This window comes from Streptomyces sp. EDA2-14, from assembly GCF_054963755.1.
The window spans coordinates 426,025-447,765 of sequence record NZ_JBUEGE010000001.1 but is presented as its reverse complement, the minus strand read 5'-3'; the positions used below and the strand labels follow the sequence as shown (position 1 = coordinate 447,765).

The following is a 21,741-nucleotide window of genomic DNA, read 5'->3' as shown; positions in this document are numbered from 1 at the left end:
CGGAGGGCACGGAGAGACATGGCCACGTACACGCTTCCTGAGCTTCCGTACGACTACGCGGCGCTTGAGCCGGTCATCAACCCGCAGATCATCGAGCTGCACCACGACAAGCACCACGCGGCGTACGTGAAGGGCGCGAACGACACCCTGGAGCAGCTGGCCGAGGCCCGCGACAAGGAACAGTGGGGCTCCATCAACGGCCTGGAGAAGAACCTGGCCTTCCACCTCTCCGGCCACATCCTGCACAGCATCTACTGGCACAACATGACCGGCGACGGTGGCGGCGAGCCGCTGGCGGCGGACGGTGTGGGCGAGCTGGCGGACGCGCTCACGGAGTCCTTCGGATCCTTCGCCGGCTTCAAGGCCCAGCTGACGAAGGCCGCGGCGACCACGCAGGGCTCCGGCTGGGGCGTCCTCGCGTACGAGCCGGTGAGCGGGCGGCTCATCGTCGAGCAGATCTACGACCACCAGGGCAACGTCGGCCAGGGCTCGACCCCGATCCTCGTCTTCGACGCCTGGGAGCACGCGTTCTACCTGCAGTACAAGAACCAGAAGGTCGACTTCATCGAGGCGATGTGGCGGGTCGTCAACTGGCAGGACGTGGCCAAGCGGTACGCGGCCGCGAAGGAGCGGGCCAACAACCTGCTGCTGGTGCCGTAGCCGGCACCGCAGCGTGATGCGTCCCGCCTCGTGATCGTCTTCTCACCCTTCACGTGCGGCGGGCGGTGGAAAGGACAGGCCCCCGCGAGGATGTGACTCGCGGGGGTCTGTTGGTATGCCGGGTTCCGGGGGAAATTGGCTGCATGATGAAAGCAGAGCACCACGACTGGGACTGCCGCACCTGCCACGGGATGCGAGGCTTCCGTCAGCTCAAGCCCCACGAAGAGGCGTACCTGGCCTCGGAGGGCCACAGCCCGGGCGACATCAACAAGACCTGGCGCTGCGCCACCCCCGGGTGCCTGACGCTGCGGCGCCACTTGTCACCGTGGCACGGCAGGCTCCCCGACGACATCGACGACTAGTCGAAGATCGGGCCCACCGTACGGGTGCGCTTGAGTTCGTAGAAGCCCGGGACCGAGGCGACGAGCAGCGTGCCGTCCCAGAGCTTGGCCGCCTCCTCGCCCTTGGGGGCCGGGGTGACGACCGGGCCGAAGAAGGCGATCTGCTCGCCGTTGGCGCCCGGCACCGCGATGACCGGCGTGCCGACGTCCTGGCCGACCTTGTCGATGCCCTCCTTGTGGGAGGCGCGCAGCTCGGGCTCGTACTTCGTGCCGTCCCAGTGGTCCAGCAGGGACGCCGGCAGGCCGACCTCCTCAAGGGCGCCCGCGACGGCCTCCTTCGTGGGGCCCTCGCCGCGGTTGTGGATGCGGGTGCCGAGCGCCGTGTACAGGTCGCCGAGGACCTCCGCGCCGTGCTCCTCCTGAGCGGCGATGACGACGCGCACCGGGCCCCAGGCCTGGGTGCGCATCATCTCCTGGTACTCCTCGGGCAGCTCGTCGAGGCGCGGCTCGTTGAGGACCGCGAGGCTCATCAGGTGCCAGCGGACCTTGATGTCGCGGACCTTCTCCACCTCCAGGACCCAACGCGAAGTCATCCAGGCCCAGGGGCACAGGGGGTCGAACCAGAAGTCGACGGGGGTCTTCTCGGACATGGTTCTCCTCAAGGTTCACCGGGTTGTCTCGGCTGCGGCAACACGGTCCGTGCCCGGTCCATTCCCCGATGTCCGGTGTCGGAGCCGCGTGCGAGGATCGTAGGCGGCTGAACAGTTACGTCACGAAGGAGTGCCGCCGTGCCCGGTGAGAATCTGTCCCGCGACGAGGCCCGCGAGCGGGCGGGTCTGCTGTCCGTCGACGGGTACGAGGTGTCTCTCGACCTGCGCTCCGCGGTCGGCGACTTCGCCGGCGAGGGGCCGCGCACCTTCCGGTCCGTGACCACGATCCGGTTCCGGTCGAACGAGGCGGGGGCGAGCACGTTCGTCGACCTGATCGCGCCGACCGTGACCGCCGTGTCGCTGAACGGCGAGGACCTCGACCCGGCGGCCGTCTTCGACGGCAACCGCATCCAGCTGGAGAGCCTGGCGGAGGACAACGAACTGGTGGTCGACGCCCAGTGCGCCTACTCGCGCACCGGCGAGGGCATGCACCGCTTCGTCGACCCCGAGGACGGCGAGGTCTACCTCTACACGCAGTACGAGCCCGCCGACGCGCGCCGCGTCTTCGCCAACTTCGAGCAGCCCGACCTCAAGGCCCCCTACCGGTTCAGCGTGCAGGCGCCCGAGGGCTGGACGGCGTGGTCCAACGGCGCGGGCGAACTGGTCGACGGGGTCTGGCAGTTCGCCGAGACCAAGCCGATCTCGACGTACATCACCGCCGTGGTCGCCGGGCCGTACCACTACGTGACCGACACCTACGAGCGGTCCTTCGACGACGGGTCGAAGCTCGTCGTCCCGCTCGGCGCGATGTGCCGCAAGGGGCTCGCCCCGTACTTCGACGCCGACGACGTCTTCACGGTCACCAAGCAGGGCCTGGACTTCTTCCACGACCACTTCGACTACCCGTACCCCTTCGGGAAGTACGACCAGGCCTTCGTGCCCGAGTACAACCTCGGCGCCATGGAGAACCCGGGGATGGTGACCTTCCGCGAGGAGTTCATCTTCCGCGGCAAGGTCACGCAGGCGTCCTACGAGCGGCGTGCGAACGTGATCCTCCACGAGATGGCCCACATGTGGTTCGGCGACCTCGTCACCATGCGCTGGTGGGACGACCTGTGGCTGAAGGAGTCCTTCGCGGACTTCATGGGCGCGTTCTCGATGGTGGAGGCGACGCGGTTCACGGACGGCTGGATCACCTTCGCCAACAACCGCAAGTCGTGGGCGTACCGGGCGGACCAGCTGCCGAGCACGCACCCGATCACGGCCGACATCCGGGACCTGGAGGACGCGAAGCTCAACTTCGACGGCATCACGTACGCCAAGGGCGCCTCCGTCCTGAAGCAGCTCGTCGCGTACGTCGGCCGGGACGCGTTCCTGGAAGGCGCGCGCCGGTACTTCAAGCGGCACGCGTACGGGAACACCGAGCTGGGCGATCTGCTGTCGGCGCTGGAGGAGACGAGCGGGCGCGACCTCGCGGCCTGGTCCCGGTCCTGGCTGCAGACCGCGGGCGTCAACTCGCTGACGCCGCAGGTCACTTTGAACGCCGAGGGGCGGATCACCGAGCTCGCGGTGGTGCAGGAGGCGGCCGATTCGCACCCCGAACTGCGGCCGCACCGGGTGGCCGTGGGCCTGTACCGGCGCACGGCCGGCGGGTCGGTCGAGCGGTACGCGCGCGCCGAGCTGGACGTCGACGGTCCGCGGACCGTGGTGGACGAGCTGGCCGGGGCCGAGGCTCCCGAGCTCGTGCTGGTCAACGACGACGACCTCACGTACTGCAAGATCCGCTTCGACGAGTGCTCGCTCGTGATGCTCCGGGAGCGGCTCGGGGACGTCTCCGACCCGCTGGCGCGGGCGCTGTGCTGGACGGCGCTGTGGAACGCGACGCGGGACGCGCTGATGCCGGCGCGGGACTTCATCGATCTCGTGCTGCGGTTCGCGGGGCGCGAGTCCGACATCGGCGTGCTCCAGATGCTGCACGCGTGGGCGCGTTCCGCGCTCGTGCACTACGCGGCGCCCGAGTGGCGCGAGGAGGGCGGGCGGCTGCTCGCCGAGGGGGCGCTCAAGGAGCTGCGGATCGCGGAGCCGGGCAGCCAGCACCAGCTGACGTGGGCGCGGTTCTTCGGCTCGGTCGCGTCCAGCGACGCCGATCTGCAGTTCCTGCGAAAGCTGTTGGAGGTCGACGGCGGCGCGAAGATCGACGGTCTTGAGGTCGACCAGGAGCTGCGGTGGGCGTTCCTGGAGACGCTCGCGACGTACGGGGTCGCCGACGAGCGGGTGCTCGCCGACGAGCTGACGCGGGACGACACGGCGTCCGGCAAGCGGCACCAGGTGCGGTGTCTCGCGGCGCGGCCGTCGGAGGCCGTGAAGGCGCAGGCCTGGGCGCAGGTCGTGGAGTCGGACGCGCTCAGCAACGCGCTGGTGGAGGCCACGATTTCGGGGTTCCAGCAGCCGTCGCAGCGGGCGCTCACCGCGGGGTACGCGGAGAAGTACTTCGGCGTGATCGAGCGGGTGTGGGGCGAGCGGTCGATTCAGATCGGGATGGATGTGGTGCGGGGGCTGTTCCCGTCGTTGCAGGACTCCGAGGAGACGTTGGCCGCCACGGATGCGTGGCTCTCCGGGCACGAGCAGGCTGCGCCTGCGTTGCGGCGGCTCGTGCTTGAGGCGCGGGACGATCTGGCGAGGGCGCTGCGTGGGCAGGCCTGCGATGCGGCTGCGGCCGTCTGACCGGTCCGGGCTCGGGCCCCGGTTGCTGTTGCGCGGCACCGGGGCTTCGGGGCTCTGCCCCGGACCCCGCTGCTCAATCGCCGCAGGGGCTTGATTTGGGGCTCTGCCCCAGGTCCCGGTGCTCAAGCGCCGCAGGGGCTTGATTTGGGGCTCTGCCCCAGGTCCCGCTGCTCAAGCGCCGCAGGGGCTTGATTTGGGGCCGTATCCCGCAGTGTTACCGAACGCGGGTAATCGGGGCCGTAACCCCTGGTATCGCCTGGGGTTTTCGGCATGTGGGGGGTTGGGCTTTAGTGCGACGATGTCCTGGGTTGTCTACGGGGGTGTAACAGCGGTTAGCGGGGGTTCCGCGAGCGGGAATGGCGGGGTCATGAACCACAACACCCCCGCTCCGCTGTCCCCCCGCCCGCTGCGCCACCTGCTCGGGAACCAGCCGCGCCTGATGACCGCCGCGCAACTGAAGGCGCACGGCGTGGGCGCCGCCGCCGTCCAGGAGCAGTGCCGGCCCGGCGGACCCTGGCAGCGGTTGCTGCCCGGTGTGTACCTGCTGCACCCGGGCCCGCCCACCGGCGAGGAGCGGCTGCAGGCCGTCCTGCTGTACGCCGGCCGGGCCCCCGAGCGGCGCGGTCGCCCGGACGGCGTGCCCCCGCAGCACACCCCGAACGCCCCCGGCCCCACGTCGTACGGCGACGCCATGGTCACCGGGCTCGCCGGTCTCGCGCTGCACGGTTTCTCCTCCGCTCCCCCGGTGGCCTCGCTCGACCACATCGACGTGCTCGTCCCGCGCACCCGGCGGCTGCGCTCCCCCGCCTTCGCGCGGCTGATCCGGGCGGCCGGGCTGCCGAGTCCCGTACAGCTGACGGGCGTTCCGGTCGCGCCGGTGCCGCGCGCCCTCGCCGACGCGGTGGCCCAGCTGTCGGACGCGGGCGCCGTGCGGCGGCTGCTCACCGAGGCGGTGCGCGGCGGGCACTGCGAACCGGCGGCCGTCGTACGGGAGTTGTCGCAGGCGCGGCTCCTCACCCGGCCGCACGTCGTCGACGCCGTCGACTCGCTGCTCGCCGAGGGGCGGACCATCGCGGAGGACCGGCTGTACGCGATGGTGCGCGAGCACGGGCTGCCCGACCCGGTGTGGAACGTGGATCTGCGGCTGCCCGGCGGCCCGTACCTCGGCGGCGTCGACGCGTTCTGGCCTGACCACTCCGTCGCCGTGGACCTGGACACGCGTGCGCCGCGCCATGGCCTTCAACAGGACGACTCCGCGCTCTGGAGCGAGTACGCGCGTAAGCGCGAGCACCTGGAGCGGCTCGGGATCACGGTCGTGCACATCACGCCGAAGAAGCTGCGCGAGTCGCTGGAGCAGCAGGCCGCCGTCGTACGGACCGCGTTGATGGCGGCCGGGGACCGGGATCCGGCGGCGTACGTCGTGGTCCTGCCGCGGTGACGCCCGGCGGTGCCGGGGTCAGTTCTTGCGCAGGACGAGTTCGGTGTTGCGGTCGCCCGGTGCGCCGGAGAGCGTGGCGCGCGAGCCGGGCGCGTTGAAGGAGAGTTCGCGGTAGAGGGCGGCGAGGCCGGTCTGCGTGAGGTCCGTGAAGTCGGTGCGGTGCGGGGCCGAGGACTCGATGAGCGTGGTGAACACGGACAGGGTGCCGTCGCGGTTGTCGGCGATCTCGATGATGCGGGCGAGCTGCGGGAAGTCGACGTGGGAGGCCGTGGAGATCTCCCAGAAGCCGGTGGCGCCGTCCGCGCCGGAGTGCGGCGTGATGTCGTTCTTGTGGCTGTGGCCGTTCACCCAGGCGAGGACGGGCCGGTGCGCCGCGAGCAGGGCGGCCAGCTCCTCACCGCCGTGCCGCTGCTCGCCGGGGTGGTTCGGGTCCTCGCGGAGGTTGCGCATCGACTTCGAGGTGTGGTGGGAGAAGACGATCACGTGGTCGCCGCGCCGCTCCGCACCCTTCAGTTCATCCTTCAGCCAGTCCAGTTGGGACGTCCCGATCGAGCCCTCGTAGTGGCCCGCCGGGTCGGTGGTGTCGAGGCTGATGCCGAGGACGTCGTCGGAGATCCGGAACGCGTAGTGCTGCGTCGCGGACGCCAGGTTGGCCTGCGTGTAGCCGTGGCCGATCGGTCCCGGGCCCATGTGGGCCGGGTCGAGGTGGGCCGCGAGGTACTCGGTCGGGGTGAACGGGGCGCGGGACTCGTCGGGCGTCACCCGGCGCATCTTGCGCTTGTGCGAGACGAGGAGTTCCTTGAACGCCCTGCCCTTCGGGTCGCCGCCCTGCTGCACGTTGTCCCAGATCGCCTTGCCGGTGGCCGCGTCGAGGTCCATCAGCTTGCGGCCGCCCACCGCGAACTCGGCGAAGTACGGGTCGGCGGGGGCGTAGCAGCCGCCGGGGAGCGAGTCGTGGTTGCCGACCGTGGAGTACCAGGGGAGGTTCAGGCCGGGGCTGCGCAGTTCGGAGATCGCGGCGTCCAGGAAGCCGGGGATGCGGGGGAAGCCGTGGTCCCGCTTGTCGGCGTCCCGGAACCCGTCGTCCGGCTGCCAGTAGAGGGGCAGTCCGCTGTTCTGGACGCCCTCGTAGTGGCGGGGATCGCCGGTGTTGGGGCGGATGCGGCCGCCGCTCATCGCCTTGAGGAACCAGTCGAGTTCGGAGCGGGCGTTGTTGTCGGTGTTGTCGCCCGTCGTCATCACGAAGTGCAGCGGCGAGGCGGTGACGGGTGCGCCGCGCAGGGCGTTCACCCGCTCCACGAGGGCGACGGCCCCGGCCACGCTCAGCGCCTCCTGCGGGCGCCAGGCGCTCGCCGTCTGCGACCTCAGGTACTCGTAGCGCAGGGGGTGCTGTACGTCGACCAGGTGGAGGTCGGTGAATTGGACGAACGCGGCGAGCGGGGTGCGTTTGGCCTCGCGCCCGCCTCCGGCGTCGCCGAGTTCGGTGCGGACGACGCGGGTCCAGGCGGGTCCGTCGCCGAGGCGCCGGTAGCCGGAGCCCGCGGCGCCGGTGGCGACCGCGGCGAGGGTGGTGCCGCGGGTGTAGGGGGCGAGGGGTGCGGCCGGGGCCTTGCGGGACATCGCCCGGACCGGGGCGGCGGCCGGGTGGGCGGCGGCGCGGGTCTCGCCCGCGGGGCCGAGGGCGTATCCGATGCCGGCCGAGAGGGTCACCGCGCCGGTCGCGGTCAGGAGTGCGCGGCGGTCGATCGTTGCGGCGGCTGTGGTGACAGAGCGTGTGCGCGACATGGCGCGGTCTCCCCGAGTACGAACGCGTCGACAGTTCCGTACTGGATCGTTGGCAGCGGGGGTGACCTGTGCGTGAACGGCGACGCAACGCGCAACGCCGATCACGGTACGTGGATCTAGGCCCACTGGGCGGCCCCCGCACCGTCACGCGAGCATGGGCCCCCCGCGCCCACCCGGTCACTCCGAGTTCACCTTCCGTGGGAACCGGGGGCCGTTAAATCAAGCCCCTGCGGCGCTTGAGCAGCGGGGTCCGGGGCGGAGCCCCGTGGCGCAGGGGCGGTCGGGCGTTATGAGGACACGTGGCCCGCCCGGGGGCGGTCGTGCCACAGGTGCATGCCTACGTCGACCAGTTCGACGCGCGGGAGGTCGGGGACCGCCGCGAGGTCGTGCCACGCCGCCATGTCGGTCGACCCGTTCTCCTCGTGCCGCAGCGCCCCACCGGTGATCTCCCCCTCGTAGACGAGCCGCAGCCCGTGGAAGTCGGCGATCTTCCCGAGCTTGCGGGGATAGCGGCGCAGCACGGAGTGGACACCGAGGAGCGCGACCGGGTCGACGACGTAACCGGTCTCCTCGTCGACCTCCCGGATCACCGTGTCGTAGGGATCCTCACCGTGGTCCATGCCCCCACCGGGCAACGTCCACCGCTTGCTTCCGTCCCCCGCGACCCAGCGGGCGAGCAACACCTGCGCCTCCCTGACGCACACGGCGTAGGCCGCCACCCTCAGCTCTTTGTTCATCCCCTGACGCTAGAGGTATCCGGCCCTCCGTGCAGGTGTTACGCGCCTTGCCCGACCCGTCCCGTTTTGGACGGGATGACGCATGGCGGAAGTACGCCATGGCGGCCTCCCGGCTCGGGCAACTCTCCCCAAAACGTGGTCCCTTGCATCAAGCTGAGCGGTCATCCGGCACCGAAATCCGGATCCCTTTCACCTTTTACGTACAGGGATGCTGATGACCACCGATCCCCAACGCGCCCCCATATCGGGCGCGAGACGCGCGGCCCGGCTCGCGACGGCGGCAGGACTCGTGGCCGCGCTCGCCGCGACCGGGCCGATCCCCCTGGCCTTCGCCGCGGACGCGGACCCGGCCACGCCGACGCCGACCGTCAAGTCCGCGAGCGACAAGCTCGGCGCGCAGGACGCCGAACTGCTCGCCGACGCCAAGGCGGACGGCGCGAAGAACGTGACCATGATGCTCGCGACGGCCCCCGGAAAGACCGAAGAGGTCGCGGGCCGGCTCGACGCCGTCAAGGGCGGCTCCGTGGGCCGCACCTACGACAAGCTCGGCTACGTACGGGCGACCGTGCCGACGGCCCGCGCCGAGGCCGCCATCAAGGCAGCCGAGAAGCTCGACTCCGTGCACGGCATCGACCTGCGCCAGGAGATCGCGCTCGACGATCCGACCCCGGCGGCCGACACGACCAAGGGCGCGGCCAAGAAGGCCACCGGTTCGTACAGCGGGCCCGGCAAGAGCACGCCCGCCAAGAACCCGTACAACCCGTCCTTCGAGACGGGCGCCGTCGACTTCGTGAAGAAGAACCCGAAGGCGGACGGCCGCGGCACCACCATCGGCATCCTCGACTCGGGTGTCGACCTCGGGCACCCGGCGCTGCAGAAGACCACCACCGGCGAGCGCAAGATCGTCGACTGGGTCACGGCGACCGACCCGATCGTGGACGGCGACGCGACGTGGCGGCCGATGGTCAGCCAGGTGAGCGGACCCACGTTCACGTACGGCGGCCGGACCTGGAAGGCCGCCCAGGGGTCGTACGGGATCAGCACCTTCGCGGAGTCCGTCACCGCCGGCGGCGACGCCAAGGGCGACGCGAACCGGGACGGCGACACCACCGACAAGTGGGGCGTCCTGTACGACGCCGCCAAGGGCACGGTGACCGTCGACCTCAACGACAACGGCGACTTCACCGACGACACCCCGATGAAGCCGTACAAGGACGGCCACCAGGTCGGCTACTTCGGCAAGGACGACCCGTCCACCGACGTCGTCGAGCGCCAGCCGTTCGTCGTGCAGATCCGCAAGGACGTCCCGATGGACCCCTACGGCGGCGACTGGGTCGGCAAGAAGGCCGACTTCGTCAACATCGGCGTCATCGAGTCCGAGCACGGCACGCACGTCGCGGGCATCACGGCCGCCAACTCCCTGTTCGGCAACAAGAACATGAACGGCGCGGCGCCCGGCGCCAAGCTGGTCTCCTCGCGGGCCTGCACCTGGACCGGCGGCTGCACCAACGTCGCGCTCACCGAGGGCATGATCGACCTCGTGGCGAACCGCGGCGTCGACATCGTCAACATGTCGATCGGCGGCCTGCCCGCGCTGAACGACGGCGCCAACGCGCGCGCCGAGCTCTACACGCGTCTCATCGACCAGTACGGCGTGCAGCTGGTGATCTCGGCGGGCAACTCCGGTCCCGGCGCGAACACGATCGGCGACCCGGGCCTCGCCGACAAGGTGCTGTCCGTCGGCGCGTCCATCTCCAAGGAGACGTGGGCCGCCAACTACGGCTCCGCCGTCGAGAAGAGTTACGCGATGATGCCGTTCTCCTCGCGCGGTCCGCGTGAGGACGGCGGCTTCGCGCCGCTCATCTCGGCCCCCGGCGCCGCCATCAACTCCACCCAGACCTGGCTGCCCGGCAGCCCGACGCCCGAGTCCGGCTACTCGCTTCCCGCCGGCTACTCGATGCTCCAGGGCACGTCGATGGCCTCGCCGCAGGCGGCGGGCGCGAGCGCGCTGCTGATCTCGGCGGCCAAGCAGAAGAAGGTGTCGCTGACCCCGGCGAAGCTGCGCACCGCGCTCACCTCGACCGCGAAGCACATCCCGGGCGAGCAGTCGTACGCGGAGGGCTCCGGCCTCATCGACATCGTCGACGCCTGGGACTCCATCAAGGACGGGGCGAGCGCCCACACGTACACCGTGAAGGCGCCCGTCGACACCGCGCTCGACCAGGAGCTGAAGACTCCGGGCTCCGGCACCGGGATCTACGACCGCGAGGGCGGCCTGAAGGCCGGGCAGAAGAAGACCTACGACGTCACGGTCACCCGGACCTCGGGCTCGTCGAAGTCCGTGGCGCACCGGCTGTCGCTGAAGAACAACTCGGGTGACACGTTCTCGATCGTCGGGTCGAGCGTCGTCCACCTGCCGCTGAACAAGCCGGTCACCGTGAAGGTGCAGGCGAAGCCCTCCTCGGCCGGTCTGCGCAGCGCGATCCTGCGCGTCGACGACCCGAAGACCGAGGGCGTCGACCAGCAGATCATGACGACGGCCGTCGTCTCCTCGCCGGTCAAGTACACGTACCAGGCGAAGAGTTCGGTGCAGCGCAACAGCGTGAAGTCGTACTTCGTGACGGTGCCCGAGGGCGCCAAGTCGCTCGAGGTGCGGATGGGCGGGCTCGCCGCGAAGAGCCAGACCCGCTTCATCTCCATCCACCCGTACGGCGTCCCGGTCGACCCGACGTCGACGCCAAACTGCTACCCGAACTACGGGGACGGCACGGGTGCGGGCTGCCGCCCCGACCTGCGCTCGTACGACGCGCCGCAGGCGGGTGTCTGGGAGATCGAGGTCGAGGCGCGCCGCACGTCGCCGCTGCTCGACAACCCGTACACGCTGGACGTCGCCGTGTTCGGCACGGCCTTCGACCCGGCGGTGCGGACGCTGCCCGAGGCGAAGGTCGGCACGCCGGCCGACGTCGACTGGAAGGTCACGAACAACTTCGCGGCCATCACGGGCGGCAAGCTCCAGGGCGGCGCGCTCGGCTCCTCCAAGTCGGAGCGGCCGACGATCGCCAACGGGGCGACGCAGACGTCGACCGTCGAGGTCCCCGAGGGTGCCGACAAGCTCGACGTCACCATCGGCAAGGTCTCCGACTCGGCCGCCGACCTCGACCTCACGGTCTACGACAAGGCGGGCAACGTCGTCGGGCAGTCCGCCGACGGCGACTCCGAGGAGTCCGTGAGCATCGCGAAGCCGGCCGCCGGTACGTACACGGTGAAGGTGGACGGTTACTCGGTGCCGTCCGGTTCGACCGAGTACGACTACGTCGACGTCTTCTTCGCGCCGTCGCTCGGCACGGTGAAGGTCGACGGGTCGAAGGCCGTCTCGCTGGCGAACGGGGCGTCGGCCTCCGTCTCCGCGCAGGTTGTCGCGGGGGCCGCGGCGCCCGAGGGGCGGGAGTTCTTCGGGCAGGTGCGGTTGCTGAACGAGCGCGGGGTCGCCGCGGGTGTCGGCAGCGTGCAGATCGAAAAGGTCACGCCCTAGCCTTCGGCGGAACGTGATCGGGGGGGGCGGTCACCCACGGGTGACCGCCCCTTCCGTCGTGGACGCCCCGGGGCTCCGCCCCGGCCCCCGCGCCTCAATCGCCGGCGGGGCTGCAAAAGATCGGGGCTCCGCCCCGGACCCCGCTGCTCAATCGCCGCAGGGGCTTGATAGGAGCGGCTCCGCCCGGCGCGGCCGGAGGGCGAGCGTTACGAGGGGCCGGGGCATGTCAGGTCTCGGGCTTGGGGGAGTGCGCGGAGGATGTCCGCGCGGGCCGTCGTCACGGCGCGGCCCGTCTTCCAGTCCTGGCGGTCGGCCGGACGCACCGGCACTCGGATCAACGTGTACGTCCCCGGACGGAGATCGTGTTCGGCCGCGCCGTCGAGCGTCACCGTCGTCGTGCGCACCGACCGTTCCGGGCGGTAGGAGCGCTCGACGTCGAGGACGACCCGGACGTCTCCGTCCGCGCGCGGCGTGACACTGGTCACCCGGCCCTCCACCAGGACCCGCGAACAAGCGACCTCCATCGCGGCCGAGGAGGCGTCGGGCGCGACCGCCTTGCTGTCGGCCGCATCACCGCCCCCGTCCGGCTCGCTCACCCCGAGCCACACGAGCCCGCCCAGGAGCGAGGCGGCGCACGCCGCGACGAGCCCGCCGAACGCGAGCCGCAGCGGACGGCGGCGACGTACCGGCGAAGGCACCGGCACCGGCACCGGCACCGGCTCCCGGCGGGACGCCAGCGCGTCGCCGAGGCCCCGCACCTGATCGCGCAGCACCGCGACATCCGCCGCGACCGCCGCGGCGTCGGGGTCGTCGGCCGGCAGCGGCTCACCCGTCGCGGCAAGCATCAGCAGCCGGTCCTCGTGCGCGAAGTCGTTCACGTCACACCACCTCCCCTTCGCGCAGCCGCACCCGCAGCATCCGCACCGCCGTGTGCAGGCGGCTCTTGACGGTGCCCTCGGGCACGCCCAGTTCCGCCGCGATGTCCCGCACGGGCAGATCCGCGTAGAAGCGCAGCACCACCACCTGCCGCTGCTCGTCCGGCAGCTGGTCGAGGCCCTGGGCCACCGCCATCGACAGCACGCGCGTGTCGGCGGCGTCCCGCGCGTCCTCCTGGCGCAGCGCGGCGAGCCGCTCGCCGAGGCGTTCCTGGCGGCGCCGCGCCCGGTGCCAGTCCATCGCGAGGTTGGACGCGACGACCGCCGCCCAGGCGGAGACGTCGCGGGGCGCGTCCTGCCCCTTCGCGGCCCGCTCCAGGAGCCGCAGGCGCACCTGCTGCACGCCGTCCGGCAGGTCCGCGTACGGCACGCCGCCCAGCGAAAGGACGGCCCGCACCCGGTCCTCGACGGCCGCGTCCAGGGGGTCGTCCGGCCGCCCCCTCGGTTTTCTGCGCAGCACTGCGCCTCCCCTCCCCGCGTACGCCCTACGACGCCGGGAGCGCCGGAAACGTTCACCGAGGGGCCCTGAAACTGTGGCCAGCGCCATACCGTCCCGGAACCCGGACAATGGATTGGACAAGGCGGGCCTGGACAGACGCATCATGGACACACCCGCCAGGCCGGATGGCCGCTTGCACGAAAATCACGGAGGACCCTGTGAAGGTCGGAATCGTCGGAGCCACCGGTCAGGTCGGCACGGTCATGCGCAAGATCCTCGTCGAGCGGGACTTCCCGGTCGACGAGCTGCGCCTGTTCGCCTCGGCCCGCAGCGCCGGCAAGGTGCTGGACGGCGTGACGATCGAGGACGCCTCGACGGCCGACTACAGCGGACTCGACATCGTGCTGTTCTCCGCCGGTGGCGCCACCTCCAAGGCCCTCGCCGAGAAGGTCGCCGCCCAGGGCCCCGTCGTGATCGACAACTCCTCGGCATGGCGCAAGCACCCCGAGGTGCCGCTGGTCGTCTCCGAGGTCAACCCGCACGCGATCGCGAACCGCCCCAAGGGCATCATCGCGAACCCGAACTGCACGACGATGGCCGCGATGCCGGTGCTGCGTCCGCTGCACGACGAGGCGGGCCTGGAGGCCCTGACCGTCGCCACGTACCAGGCGGTGTCCGGTTCCGGTCTCGCGGGCGTGGCGGAGCTGCACGGCCAGGCACAGAAGGTGATCGCGGAGGCCGACAAGCTGACGCACGACGGCGAGGCCGTCGACTTCCCCGAGCCGAACGTCTACAAGCGCCCCATCGCGTTCAACGTGCTGCCGATGGCCGGCTCGATCGTCGACGACGGTCTGAACGAGACGGACGAGGAGCAGAAGCTCCGCAACGAGTCCCGCAAGATCCTGGAGATCCCGGAGCTGAAGGTCTCGGGCACCTGCGTGCGCGTCCCGGTCTTCTCGGGCCACTCCCTCCAGGTCAACGCCCGGTTCGCCCGCCCGATCAGCCCGGAGCGCGCCACCGAGATCCTCGGCTCCGCCCCCGGCGTCGAGCTCTCCGACATCCCGACGCCGCTGCAGGCGGCCGGCAAGGACGCGTCGTACGTGGGCCGCATCCGGGGCGACGAGACGCTGGAGAACGGCCTGGCGCTGTTCATCTCCAACGACAACCTCCGCAAGGGCGCCGCGCTGAACGCGGTGCAGATCGCGGAGCTGGTCGCGCAGGAGCTGTCGGCCAAGTAAGCCGCTTTACGTCGCCGTAGGGGCGGTCACCGGTGTCCGGTGGCCGCCCCTCGCGCGTTCGGGGTCAGGGGCGCGCCACCGCGAAGTGCAGGCAGCCGTACTCGACGGCCCTGACGTGCACGAGCACCACGTCCGGGTCGGCGAACGCCTCGTCGAGGGCCGCGTCGATGCCGGCCGTCGGTCCGTCCGCCGGGATCTCCAGGAGTCGGCCGCCCGCGATGCGGCCGCGGGCGTCGTAGCGGCGCAGGGCGCGCAGCGCGCCGGGGCGGGCGAAGGGGTAGCCGGTCGGGTCCGGGGACGGGCCGCCGCAGTCCTCGGCGTGGATGAAGACCGGGCCCTGCTCGTCGTACGCGCCGGGGTCCGCGCCCGTCTCGGCGGCCCAGCGGCGCAGGGGCGCGTACGAGACGAGGGCGATGCGCTCGCCCTCGGCGGCGGGCCGCAGACAGCAGCGCAGCGGCGAGCCGGCCGAGGCGTCGCCGGTCACGGTGTACGGACGTGGGGCGTGGCCCGCGTCGTCCGTCGTGCGGAGTTCCTTGAGGGCGGTCGGGCCGATGGGAAGCGCGGTGTACCTGGTCATGGCTCCACCGTCGCTCCGGTCACGCGTGTTCACCGGCGGGAAACGGACATCGCCTTCGCGTACCCCGCGTGGAAGGATGACCGGAAACGTCACAAACGTAGACCGCTTAATAGGAGATGACCGCGTGCCTGGCACCAATCTGACCCGTGAAGAGGCGCAGCAGCGGGCGAAGCTGCTCACCGTTGACTCGTACGAGATCGATCTCGACCTCTCCGGCGCGCAGGAAGGCGGCACGTTCCGGTCCGCGACCACCGTGCGCTTCGACAGCGCGGAGGCGGGCGCCGAGTCCTTCATCGATCTCATCGCCGACGCCGTGCACGAGGTCGTGCTCAACGGCCGGTCGTTGGACGTCGCCGCCGTTTTCCGGGACTCGCGGATCGCCCTGCCGCATCTGGAGTCGGGGCCGAACGAGCTGAAGGTCGTCGCCGACTGCGCGTACACGAACACGGGTGAGGGTCTGCACCGGTTCGTCGATCCCGTCGACCAACAGGCCTACCTGTACACGCAGTTCGAGGTGCCCGACGCCCGTCGCGTGTTCGCCTCGTTCGAGCAGCCGGACCTCAAGGGGACCTTCCGGTTCACGGTGAAGGCGCCGAGCGGCTGGACCGTGATCTCCAACTCGCCGACGCCGGAGCCCAAGGACGACGTCTGGGCCTTCGAGCCGACGCCGCGCATCTCGTCGTACATCACGGCGCTGATCGTCGGCCCGTACCACTCGGTGCACTCCAGTTACGAGAACGCGGAGACCGGGCAGAGCGTGCCGCTGGGCATCTACTGCCGGCCCTCGCTCGCCGAGTACCTCGACTCCGACGCGATCTTCGAGGTCACGCGGCAGGGCTTCGACTGGTTCCAGGAGAAGTTCGACTACGCGTACCCGTTCGCCAAGTACGACCAGCTCTTCGTGCCGGAGTTCAACGCGGGCGCGATGGAGAACGCGGGCGCGGTGACCATCCGCGACCAGTACGTGTTCCGCTCGAAGGTGACCGACGCCGCCTACGAGGGCCGGGCCGCGACGATCCTGCACGAGCTGGCCCACATGTGGTTCGGCGACCTGGTCACCATGGAGTGGTGGAACGACCTGTGGCTGAACGAGTCGTTCGCCACGTTCGCCGAGGCCGCCTGCCAGGCGTACGCGCCGGGCTCGAAGTGGCCGCACTCGTGGACGACGTTCGCCAACCAGATGAAGACGTGGGCGTACCGGCAGGACCAGCTGCCGTCCACGCACCCGATCATGGCGGACATCAGCGACCTCGACGACGTGCTGGTGAACTTCGACGGCATCACGTACGCGAAGGGCGCGAGCGTCCTGAAGCAGCTCGTCGCGTACGTCGGCATGGACGAGTTCTTCCAGGGCGTGCAGGCGTACTTCAAGCGGCACGCGTTCGGCAACACGCGGCTGAGCGATCTGCTGGGCGCCCTTGAGGAGACCAGCGGGCGGGACCTGAAGTCCTGGTCGAAGGCGTGGCTGGAGACGGCCGGCATCAACGTCCTGCGCCCGGAGATCGAGACCGACGCGAACGGCGTGATCACCGCCTTCGCCGTCCGCCAGGAGGCCCCGGCCCTTCCCGAGGGCGCCAAGGGCGAGGCGACGCTGCGGCCGCACCGCATCGCGATCGGCTTCTACGACCTGTCCGCTCCGGACACAGGCACCGCGAGCGGCAAGCTGCTGCGCGGCGAGCGCATCGAACTCGACGTCACGGCCACGGAGTCGACGCAGGTGCCGCAGCTGGTCGGCAAGCGCCGCCCCGCGGTGATCCTGCTCAACGACGACGACCTGTCGTACGCGAAGGTCCGTCTCGACGAGGAGTCCCTGTCCTTCGTCACGGAGCACCTCGGCGACTTCGAGGCCTCGCTGCCGCGCGCCCTGTGCTGGGCCTCGGCCTGGGACATGACGCGGGACGCGGAGCTGTCGACGAGCGCGTACCTCGACCTCGTCCTGTCGGGCGTGGCCAAGGAGTCCGACATCGGCGTCGTGCAGTCGCTGCACCGCCAGGTGAAGCTCGCGCTTGAGCTGTACTCGGCGCCCGCCCACCGGGACGCGCTGCTCGCCCGCTGGACCGAGGCGGCCCTCACCCACCTGCGGACGGCCGAGCCGGGCAGCGACCACCAGCTGGCGTGGGCCCGCGCGTTCGCCGCCGCGGCCCGCACGCCGGAGCAGCTCGACCTGCTCGACGCCCTGCTGGAGGGCCGCGAGTCGATCGAGGGGCTCGCCGTCGACACGGAGCTGCGCTGGGCGTTCGTCCAGCGGCTCGCGGCGGTCGGGCGCTACGACGAGGCGGAGATCGGCGCGGAGTACGAGCGGGACAGGACGGCGGCCGGTGAGCGGCACGCCGCCAGCGCCCGCGCCGCGCGGCCGACCGCCGAGGCCAAGGCGGAGGCGTGGGCCTCGGTCGTCGAGACCGACAAGCTGCCGAACGCGGTGCAGGAAGCGGTGATCGGCGGCTTCGTCCAGACCGACCAGCGCGAACTGCTCGCTCCGTACACGGAGAAGTACTTCCAGGCGCTCAAGGGCGTGTGGGACTCCCGCTCCCACGAGATGGCGCAGCAGATCGCGATCGGCCTCTACCCGGCGATCCAGGTGTCGCGGGAGACGCTGGCCGCGACGGACGAGTGGCTGGCCTCGGCGCAGCCGAGCGCGGCGCTGCGGCGCCTCGTCTCGGAGTCGCGGGCCGGTGTGGAGCGGGCGCTGAAGGCGCAGAGCGCGGACGCGTAACCGCTCCCGAACCTGATCCGGCCCCCGTGCACGCGTGCGAACATTGCGTGCATGGGGGCCGGTCGGGAGTCACGGGTGGAGAAGGACGCGATGACGGTGGAAATCGTCTACGCGTTGGTGAGCGGTGCGGTGATCGCCGTCGCGGTGACCGTGGTCGCCGTTGCGATGACGGTGCCTCTCACGCCGTACGGGCTGACGCTCGGCGGTCTGGTCGGCGCGGCACACATCGTGCGTGTGCTGCGCCGTTTCGACCGGGAGCGCCGCCTCGGGCGGTGAAGTCCCGTACGGACCCGGTTGGTTACTGCGTGAAGCGGTCGCGGAGCGCCTTGCGGCCCGTCTCCGTCAGGCTGCCGTGCACGCGCATCCGGGCCACGCCCCCGTCGGGGAACGCGTCGAGGCGTACGTGGGTGGCGACGGCCTCGGTCGGGAGCGCGAAGCGGTGCAGCGTGTCGGGCTGCAGCTTCGTACGGGGGATGATCTCGAACCACTCGCCCGTCTCGCCGTCCCGGCCGCTCAGGGCTATCCAGCCGGCCGAGTTGCCCTTCAGGTACGCCGTGTCGATCTCGACGGCGCGGATGGTGCCCTGCGCGGCGAGCCGGAAGCGGACCCAGTCGTTCGTGCCGTGCACGCGGCGGCGGCGGTTCTCCCAGCCGTCGTCCATCTTGCGGGACGTGCCGGGCAGGATGATCTGCGTCGGCGACGAGTAGAACTTGTCGGACGCGTCCTCGTAGGTGCCGCCGTTGAGCACCGACGCCAGGTCGAACGTGCCGAGCAGGTCGAGCCACTCGGGGTCCGGGACGACCTCGCCGTGCACGCGCAGGCGGGCGATGCCGCCGTCGGGGTGCTGGCAGACGCGGATGTGCGTGTAGCGGCGCTCCGACGTCACGGTGAAGGCGTTCGCCGCGTGGCCCTTGACCTGGCTCTTCGGGACGACCTCCTCCCACTTCACGTCGGCGGCGAGCAGCTCGTCGGGGCCGGGGCTGCCGGCCACGTTCGTCGCCTGGATGCTCACCTTCTGCGGGTAGTTGCCGCGGAAGTGGGCGGTGTCGACGATCACGCCGCGGATCACGCCGGGCGCGCCGAGCCGGACGATCGCCCAGTCGTGGTCCTCGGGCGCCGGGAACGGGGAGTCCGCAGTCCCCCTCCGCCTGCGGGTCTCCCAGCCGTCCATGACCTTGCCCTTGTGCCCGAAGTGCTCCGGGTCGAAGACGGCGCGCTCGCGCAGCAGCAGGTTCTCGCGCATCGCGAAGAACTCGTCGTTCGCGGCGATGACACCGCCGCCGAGCCGCCGGTCGGCGAGGTCGACGAGCTCGGTGAAGGCGTCGGCGTCCCCGAAGGTGCGGTAGTCGGCGTACGGGTCGCCGCCTCCGTAAGGGGCGGCGTCGTTGGCGTGCGGGTCCTGGTCCTGGGCGGGTGTCGTCTGGGTCATGGGCTCACTGTCGCGCGCGACAGGCCACAGGTCCATCGAAAGTTTTCGAGGTGGTATTTCAGTTTTACTGAACGATTCCGCTGAACGGTTCCACTGCTCGGTTCTACTGAACGGTCAGCGCCTCCAGGACCCGCCGTACCGCCGTCCCCTCCTCCGAGCCCTTCCGTACGGCCGCCACCACATGCCGTACGGGACGGTCCGCGCCGAGCGGGCACATCACGACGCCGTCCCGGCGCGCCGCCGCCATCCGCGGCACCAGCGCGACGCCCATCCCGGCCTCGACCATGGCGAGGATCGCGGTCCACCCGGCCGCGCTGTGCGCCTGCTCCGGCACGAAACCGGCGGCCTCGCACGCGTTCGTCGTGATCTCCGACCAGGGCCCCGACCCGCCGAAGATCCACGGCTCTCCGGCGAGATCGGCGAGCCGCAGCCCCGGCTCGGCGGCCAGCGGGTGCCCCACCGGCAGCGCGACGTCCAGCGGATCGGCGAGCAGCGGCACCCGGGTGAACTTGGGGTCGCGGGCGGTCGGCGCGTGCGCGGCCAGCGACAGCGCGAGGTCCACGTCACCGGTGGCGAGCAGCTCGTACGCCTGCCCGGCCTCCGCCTCCCGCACCCGGACGGTGACGCCGGGGTGGGCGGTGCGCAACTGCCGCACGGCGGGCACGACGAGCGCGGGCACGGCGGTGGAGAACGCGGCGACCCGCACGGTCCCGGTCTCGCCGTGCACCCACTGCGCCAACTCGGCGTCCGCCCGCTCCAGCTGGGCGAAGACGGCCTCCGCGTGCCGCAGCACGAGCTGCGCGGCGTCGGTCAGCCGCACCCGCCGCCCCTGCGCCTCCAGGAGCGGCACGCCGAGCTGCTTGGCGAGGTTGGTGAGCTGCTGCGAGACGGCGGACGGCGTCATGAGCAGCGTCCGCGCGGTGGCGGTGACGGTGCCGCACTCCCGCAGGGTGCGCAGGATCACCAGCTTCTTCACGTCCCACCGGTCGGGCCCCGGCACTCGTTTCTCGCTGCTCATACGCCACAACGTAGCCGCTCCCCCGCCCGTCCTACGCTGACCCCATGGCTCGTACCGAACACTTCCCGCGCCTGCGCCCGGCCCGCCCCGACGAGGCGGCGCCGCTCTCCGCGCTCGCCCTGCGGTCCAAGGCGCACTGGGGCTACGACGAGGCGTTCATGAAGGCGTGCGTGGAGGAGCTGACGCTGCGCCCCGCCGACGTCACGCGCCGCCGCACGACCGTCGCTGAGGACGCGGACGGCCGGGTCCTCGGCCTGGTGACGCTCGAAGGGGCGCCGCCGGTCGGCGAGCTGGGCCTGATGTTCGTGGACCCCGGCGCGATGGGCTTCGGGGTCGGCAGGCTGCTCTTCGAGCACGTGCGGGACACGGCGCGCGAGGCCCGGTTCAGGAAGGTCGGCTGGGCCGCGGACCCCAACGCCGTGCCGTTCTACGAGGCGATGGGCGCGCGGCACGCGGGCGCGATCGCCTCGGGCTCGATCCCGGGCCGCACGCTCCCCCTGATGGAGATCTCCACCAGCCCCTAGCGCCTCTCGGCCTCAGGCGAGCAGCCGCGGCACCGCCCGTACGCAGACCACCATGCCGACGACCTCGACGAGGGTCTGGGCGACGACGACCACGGCCGCGACGGCCAGCGGGTCCGGCAGGGACAGGGCGAGGGGCAGGACGACGAGGGAGTTGCGGGTGGCGCCGGTGAAGACGACGGCCCGACCGGACGGCACGTCGAGCCGGTACAGGCGGGCCACGGCGCGCCCCGCGAACACCATCACCAGCAGGAACAGGGCGTAGAACGGCACGACGCGCGCGACGTCCCCGAGGTTGTCGTCCAGCTTGGGGAGCTGGGAGGCGACGACCGTGAGCAGGGTGGCCGCCATGAGCGGCACCATGGCCGTGCCCATGGCGTCGGAGACCCGCTGCCCGGCCGGGCGGCGGGCGGCCCACGCCTGGGTGAGCCAGGCGAGCGCGAGCGGCACGACGATCAGGGTGAGGAACGCCTCGACGAACGGCCCCGCCGCCACGACATCGCTCAGCTCCGAGCCCATGAACAGGAACAGGAACCCGGGCAGCAGCACCATCTGCGCGAGCAGCAGCAGCGGGGTCGCCGCGAGCAGCCGCTGACCGGCACCGCCCGCGAGTCCGCTGAAGACGATCACGTAGTCGACGCACGGGCAGAGCAGCACGAGCAGCACGCCGAGGCGGACCGCCCGGTCGTCGGGCAGGAACGCGAACAGGGCCGCGACGACGAGCGGCACGACGACGAAGTTGACGGTGAGGGCGGCGGCGAGGAAGCGGCCCGCGCGCAGCGAGCGGACCAGTTCGGCGGCCGGGACCTGGAGGAAGGTCACGTACAGCAGGGCGGCGAGGACGGGGTTGATGGCGTGTTCGAGACCGGGCCCCGCGCCGGGGGCGGCCAGGCCGACGAGGCCGCCGACCACCAGCGCGCCCAGATAGACGGGGACCTGGTGCCGCTCCATGACCTCGGCCGCCCGGGCCCCGCGCATCGTGCTCACGCCCCGACCGTAACCGG

Annotated in this window: 18 protein-coding genes; 9 read left to right on the top strand and 9 right to left on the bottom strand. The window is 71.4% G+C overall.

Features of this window, described 5'->3' with window-relative positions:
* Nucleotides 1–18: 18 nt before the first annotated feature.
* Nucleotides 19–660 (top strand): superoxide dismutase, encoded by a 642-nt coding sequence (locus tag ACY34M_RS01940; protein WP_462717261.1) that lies wholly within the window; start codon nucleotides 19–21, stop codon nucleotides 658–660.
* 143 nt (nucleotides 661–803) lie between these two features.
* On the top strand, nucleotides 804–1,022 hold the full coding sequence (locus ACY34M_RS01935; protein WP_462717260.1) for a hypothetical protein: 219 nt from the start codon (nucleotides 804–806) through the stop codon (nucleotides 1,020–1,022).
* Here ACY34M_RS01935 and ACY34M_RS01930 read toward each other — a convergent pair.
* Nucleotides 1,019–1,651 (bottom strand): mycothiol-dependent nitroreductase Rv2466c family protein, encoded by a 633-nt coding sequence (locus tag ACY34M_RS01930; protein ID WP_462717259.1) that lies wholly within the window; start codon nucleotides 1,649–1,651, stop codon nucleotides 1,019–1,021. The genes ACY34M_RS01935 and ACY34M_RS01930 overlap by 4 nt on opposite strands.
* Nucleotides 1,652–1,789: 138 nt before the next feature.
* Here ACY34M_RS01930 and pepN (ACY34M_RS01925) point away from each other — a divergent pair, with 138 nt between their 5' ends.
* Both pepN (ACY34M_RS01925) and ACY34M_RS01920 read left to right on the top strand, forming a co-directional pair.
* On the top strand, nucleotides 1,790–4,375 hold the full coding sequence (pepN, locus tag ACY34M_RS01925) for an aminopeptidase N (protein WP_462717258.1): 2,586 nt from the start codon (nucleotides 1,790–1,792) through the stop codon (nucleotides 4,373–4,375).
* Nucleotides 4,376–4,742: 367 nt separating this feature from the next.
* Nucleotides 4,743–5,813 carry a hypothetical protein gene (locus ACY34M_RS01920; RefSeq protein ID WP_462717257.1) on the top strand — a complete coding sequence of 357 codons (1,071 nt, stop codon included), beginning with the start codon at nucleotides 4,743–4,745 and terminating at the stop codon, nucleotides 5,811–5,813.
* An 18-nt stretch (nucleotides 5,814–5,831) separates the two neighbouring features.
* Here the strand turns inward: ACY34M_RS01920 and ACY34M_RS01915 are convergent, their stop codons facing one another.
* Both ACY34M_RS01915 and ACY34M_RS01910 read right to left on the bottom strand, forming a co-directional pair.
* Entirely contained in the window at nucleotides 5,832–7,598 is a 1,767-nt protein-coding gene (locus ACY34M_RS01915; RefSeq protein WP_462717256.1) for a TIGR03767 family metallophosphoesterase, read from the bottom strand.
* Nucleotides 7,599–7,885: 287 nt separating this feature from the next.
* Nucleotides 7,886–8,335, bottom strand: coding sequence for an NUDIX hydrolase (locus tag ACY34M_RS01910; RefSeq protein ID WP_462717255.1), 450 nt, complete (start codon nucleotides 8,333–8,335; stop codon nucleotides 7,886–7,888).
* Between the two features lie 214 nt (nucleotides 8,336–8,549).
* On the opposite strand from ACY34M_RS01910, the gene ACY34M_RS01905 reads away from it, so the two are divergent.
* Nucleotides 8,550–11,867, top strand: coding sequence for a S8 family serine peptidase (locus tag ACY34M_RS01905; protein ID WP_462717254.1), 3,318 nt, complete (start codon nucleotides 8,550–8,552; stop codon nucleotides 11,865–11,867).
* Nucleotides 11,868–12,073: 206 nt separating this feature from the next.
* On the opposite strand, the gene ACY34M_RS01900 is transcribed toward ACY34M_RS01905, so the two are convergent.
* Nucleotides 12,074–12,745, bottom strand: coding sequence for a hypothetical protein (locus tag ACY34M_RS01900; protein ID WP_462717253.1), 672 nt, complete (start codon nucleotides 12,743–12,745; stop codon nucleotides 12,074–12,076).
* A 1-nt stretch (nucleotide 12,746) separates the two neighbouring features.
* The gene (locus ACY34M_RS01895; RefSeq protein ID WP_462717252.1) at nucleotides 12,747–13,262 is read right to left on the bottom strand and encodes a sigma-70 family RNA polymerase sigma factor; all 516 of its coding nucleotides are present in this window, start codon (nucleotides 13,260–13,262) and stop codon (nucleotides 12,747–12,749) included.
* A gap of 197 nt (nucleotides 13,263–13,459) precedes the next feature.
* Here ACY34M_RS01895 and ACY34M_RS01890 point away from each other — a divergent pair, with 197 nt between their 5' ends.
* Nucleotides 13,460–14,479 carry an aspartate-semialdehyde dehydrogenase gene (locus ACY34M_RS01890; RefSeq protein ID WP_462717251.1) on the top strand — a complete coding sequence of 340 codons (1,020 nt, stop codon included), beginning with the start codon at nucleotides 13,460–13,462 and terminating at the stop codon, nucleotides 14,477–14,479.
* A gap of 64 nt (nucleotides 14,480–14,543) precedes the next feature.
* Here ACY34M_RS01890 and ACY34M_RS01885 read toward each other — a convergent pair whose 3' ends face one another.
* Entirely contained in the window at nucleotides 14,544–15,056 is a 513-nt protein-coding gene (locus ACY34M_RS01885; RefSeq protein ID WP_462717250.1) for a DUF1203 domain-containing protein, read from the bottom strand.
* Nucleotides 15,057–15,180: 124 nt separating this feature from the next.
* Here ACY34M_RS01885 and pepN (ACY34M_RS01880) point away from each other — a divergent pair, with 124 nt between their 5' ends.
* Together pepN (ACY34M_RS01880) and ACY34M_RS01875 are read left to right on the top strand one after the other, a co-directional pair.
* Complete coding sequence (gene pepN / locus ACY34M_RS01880) at nucleotides 15,181–17,769, top strand: aminopeptidase N (protein ID WP_462717249.1); 2,589 nt, start codon at nucleotides 15,181–15,183, stop codon at nucleotides 17,767–17,769.
* 75 nt (nucleotides 17,770–17,844) lie between these two features.
* Nucleotides 17,845–18,045 (top strand): DUF6332 family protein, encoded by a 201-nt coding sequence (locus tag ACY34M_RS01875; protein ID WP_462717248.1) that lies wholly within the window; start codon nucleotides 17,845–17,847, stop codon nucleotides 18,043–18,045.
* Nucleotides 18,046–18,067: 22 nt separating this feature from the next.
* Here ACY34M_RS01875 and alc read toward each other — a convergent pair whose 3' ends face one another.
* The gene (gene alc, locus ACY34M_RS01870) at nucleotides 18,068–19,198 is read right to left on the bottom strand and encodes an allantoicase (RefSeq protein ID WP_462717247.1); all 1,131 of its coding nucleotides are present in this window, start codon (nucleotides 19,196–19,198) and stop codon (nucleotides 18,068–18,070) included.
* Between the two features lie 103 nt (nucleotides 19,199–19,301).
* A complete protein-coding gene (locus tag ACY34M_RS01865) occupies nucleotides 19,302–20,216 on the bottom strand; it encodes a LysR family transcriptional regulator (RefSeq protein ID WP_462717246.1) in 915 nt (304 codons plus the stop codon).
* A 44-nt stretch (nucleotides 20,217–20,260) separates the two neighbouring features.
* On the opposite strand from ACY34M_RS01865, the gene ACY34M_RS01860 reads away from it, so the two are divergent.
* A complete protein-coding gene (locus ACY34M_RS01860; protein ID WP_462717245.1) occupies nucleotides 20,261–20,740 on the top strand; it encodes a GNAT family N-acetyltransferase in 480 nt (159 codons plus the stop codon).
* Between the two features lie 12 nt (nucleotides 20,741–20,752).
* Here the strand turns inward: ACY34M_RS01860 and ACY34M_RS01855 are convergent, their stop codons facing one another.
* Nucleotides 20,753–21,715 (bottom strand): bile acid:sodium symporter, encoded by a 963-nt coding sequence (locus ACY34M_RS01855; protein ID WP_462717710.1) that lies wholly within the window; start codon nucleotides 21,713–21,715, stop codon nucleotides 20,753–20,755.
* Between the last annotated feature and the right edge of the window lie 26 nt (nucleotides 21,716–21,741).

Bases quoted from the DNA above. Each gene is read 5' to 3' on its own strand.
- ACY34M_RS01940 (WP_462717261.1), top strand. From the start codon at position 19: ATGGCCACGTACACGCTTCCTGAGCTTCCGTACGACTACGCGGCGCTT.
- ACY34M_RS01935 (WP_462717260.1), top strand. From the start codon at position 804: ATGATGAAAGCAGAGCACCACGACTGGGACTGCCGCACCTGCCACGGG.
- ACY34M_RS01930 (WP_462717259.1), bottom strand. From the start codon at position 1,651: ATGTCCGAGAAGACCCCCGTCGACTTCTGGTTCGACCCCCTGTGCCCC.
- ACY34M_RS01920 (WP_462717257.1), top strand. From the start codon at position 4,743: ATGAACCACAACACCCCCGCTCCGCTGTCCCCCCGCCCGCTGCGCCAC.
- ACY34M_RS01915 (WP_462717256.1), bottom strand. From the start codon at position 7,598: ATGTCGCGCACACGCTCTGTCACCACAGCCGCCGCAACGATCGACCGC.
- ACY34M_RS01910 (WP_462717255.1), bottom strand. From the start codon at position 8,335: ATGAACAAAGAGCTGAGGGTGGCGGCCTACGCCGTGTGCGTCAGGGAG.
- ACY34M_RS01905 (WP_462717254.1), top strand. From the start codon at position 8,550: ATGACCACCGATCCCCAACGCGCCCCCATATCGGGCGCGAGACGCGCG.
- ACY34M_RS01885 (WP_462717250.1), bottom strand. From the start codon at position 15,056: ATGACCAGGTACACCGCGCTTCCCATCGGCCCGACCGCCCTCAAGGAA.
- alc (WP_462717247.1), bottom strand. From the start codon at position 19,198: ATGACCCAGACGACACCCGCCCAGGACCAGGACCCGCACGCCAACGAC.
- ACY34M_RS01865 (WP_462717246.1), bottom strand. From the start codon at position 20,216: ATGAGCAGCGAGAAACGAGTGCCGGGGCCCGACCGGTGGGACGTGAAG.
- ACY34M_RS01860 (WP_462717245.1), top strand. From the start codon at position 20,261: ATGGCTCGTACCGAACACTTCCCGCGCCTGCGCCCGGCCCGCCCCGAC.
- ACY34M_RS01855 (WP_462717710.1), bottom strand. From the start codon at position 21,715: ATGCGCGGGGCCCGGGCGGCCGAGGTCATGGAGCGGCACCAGGTCCCC.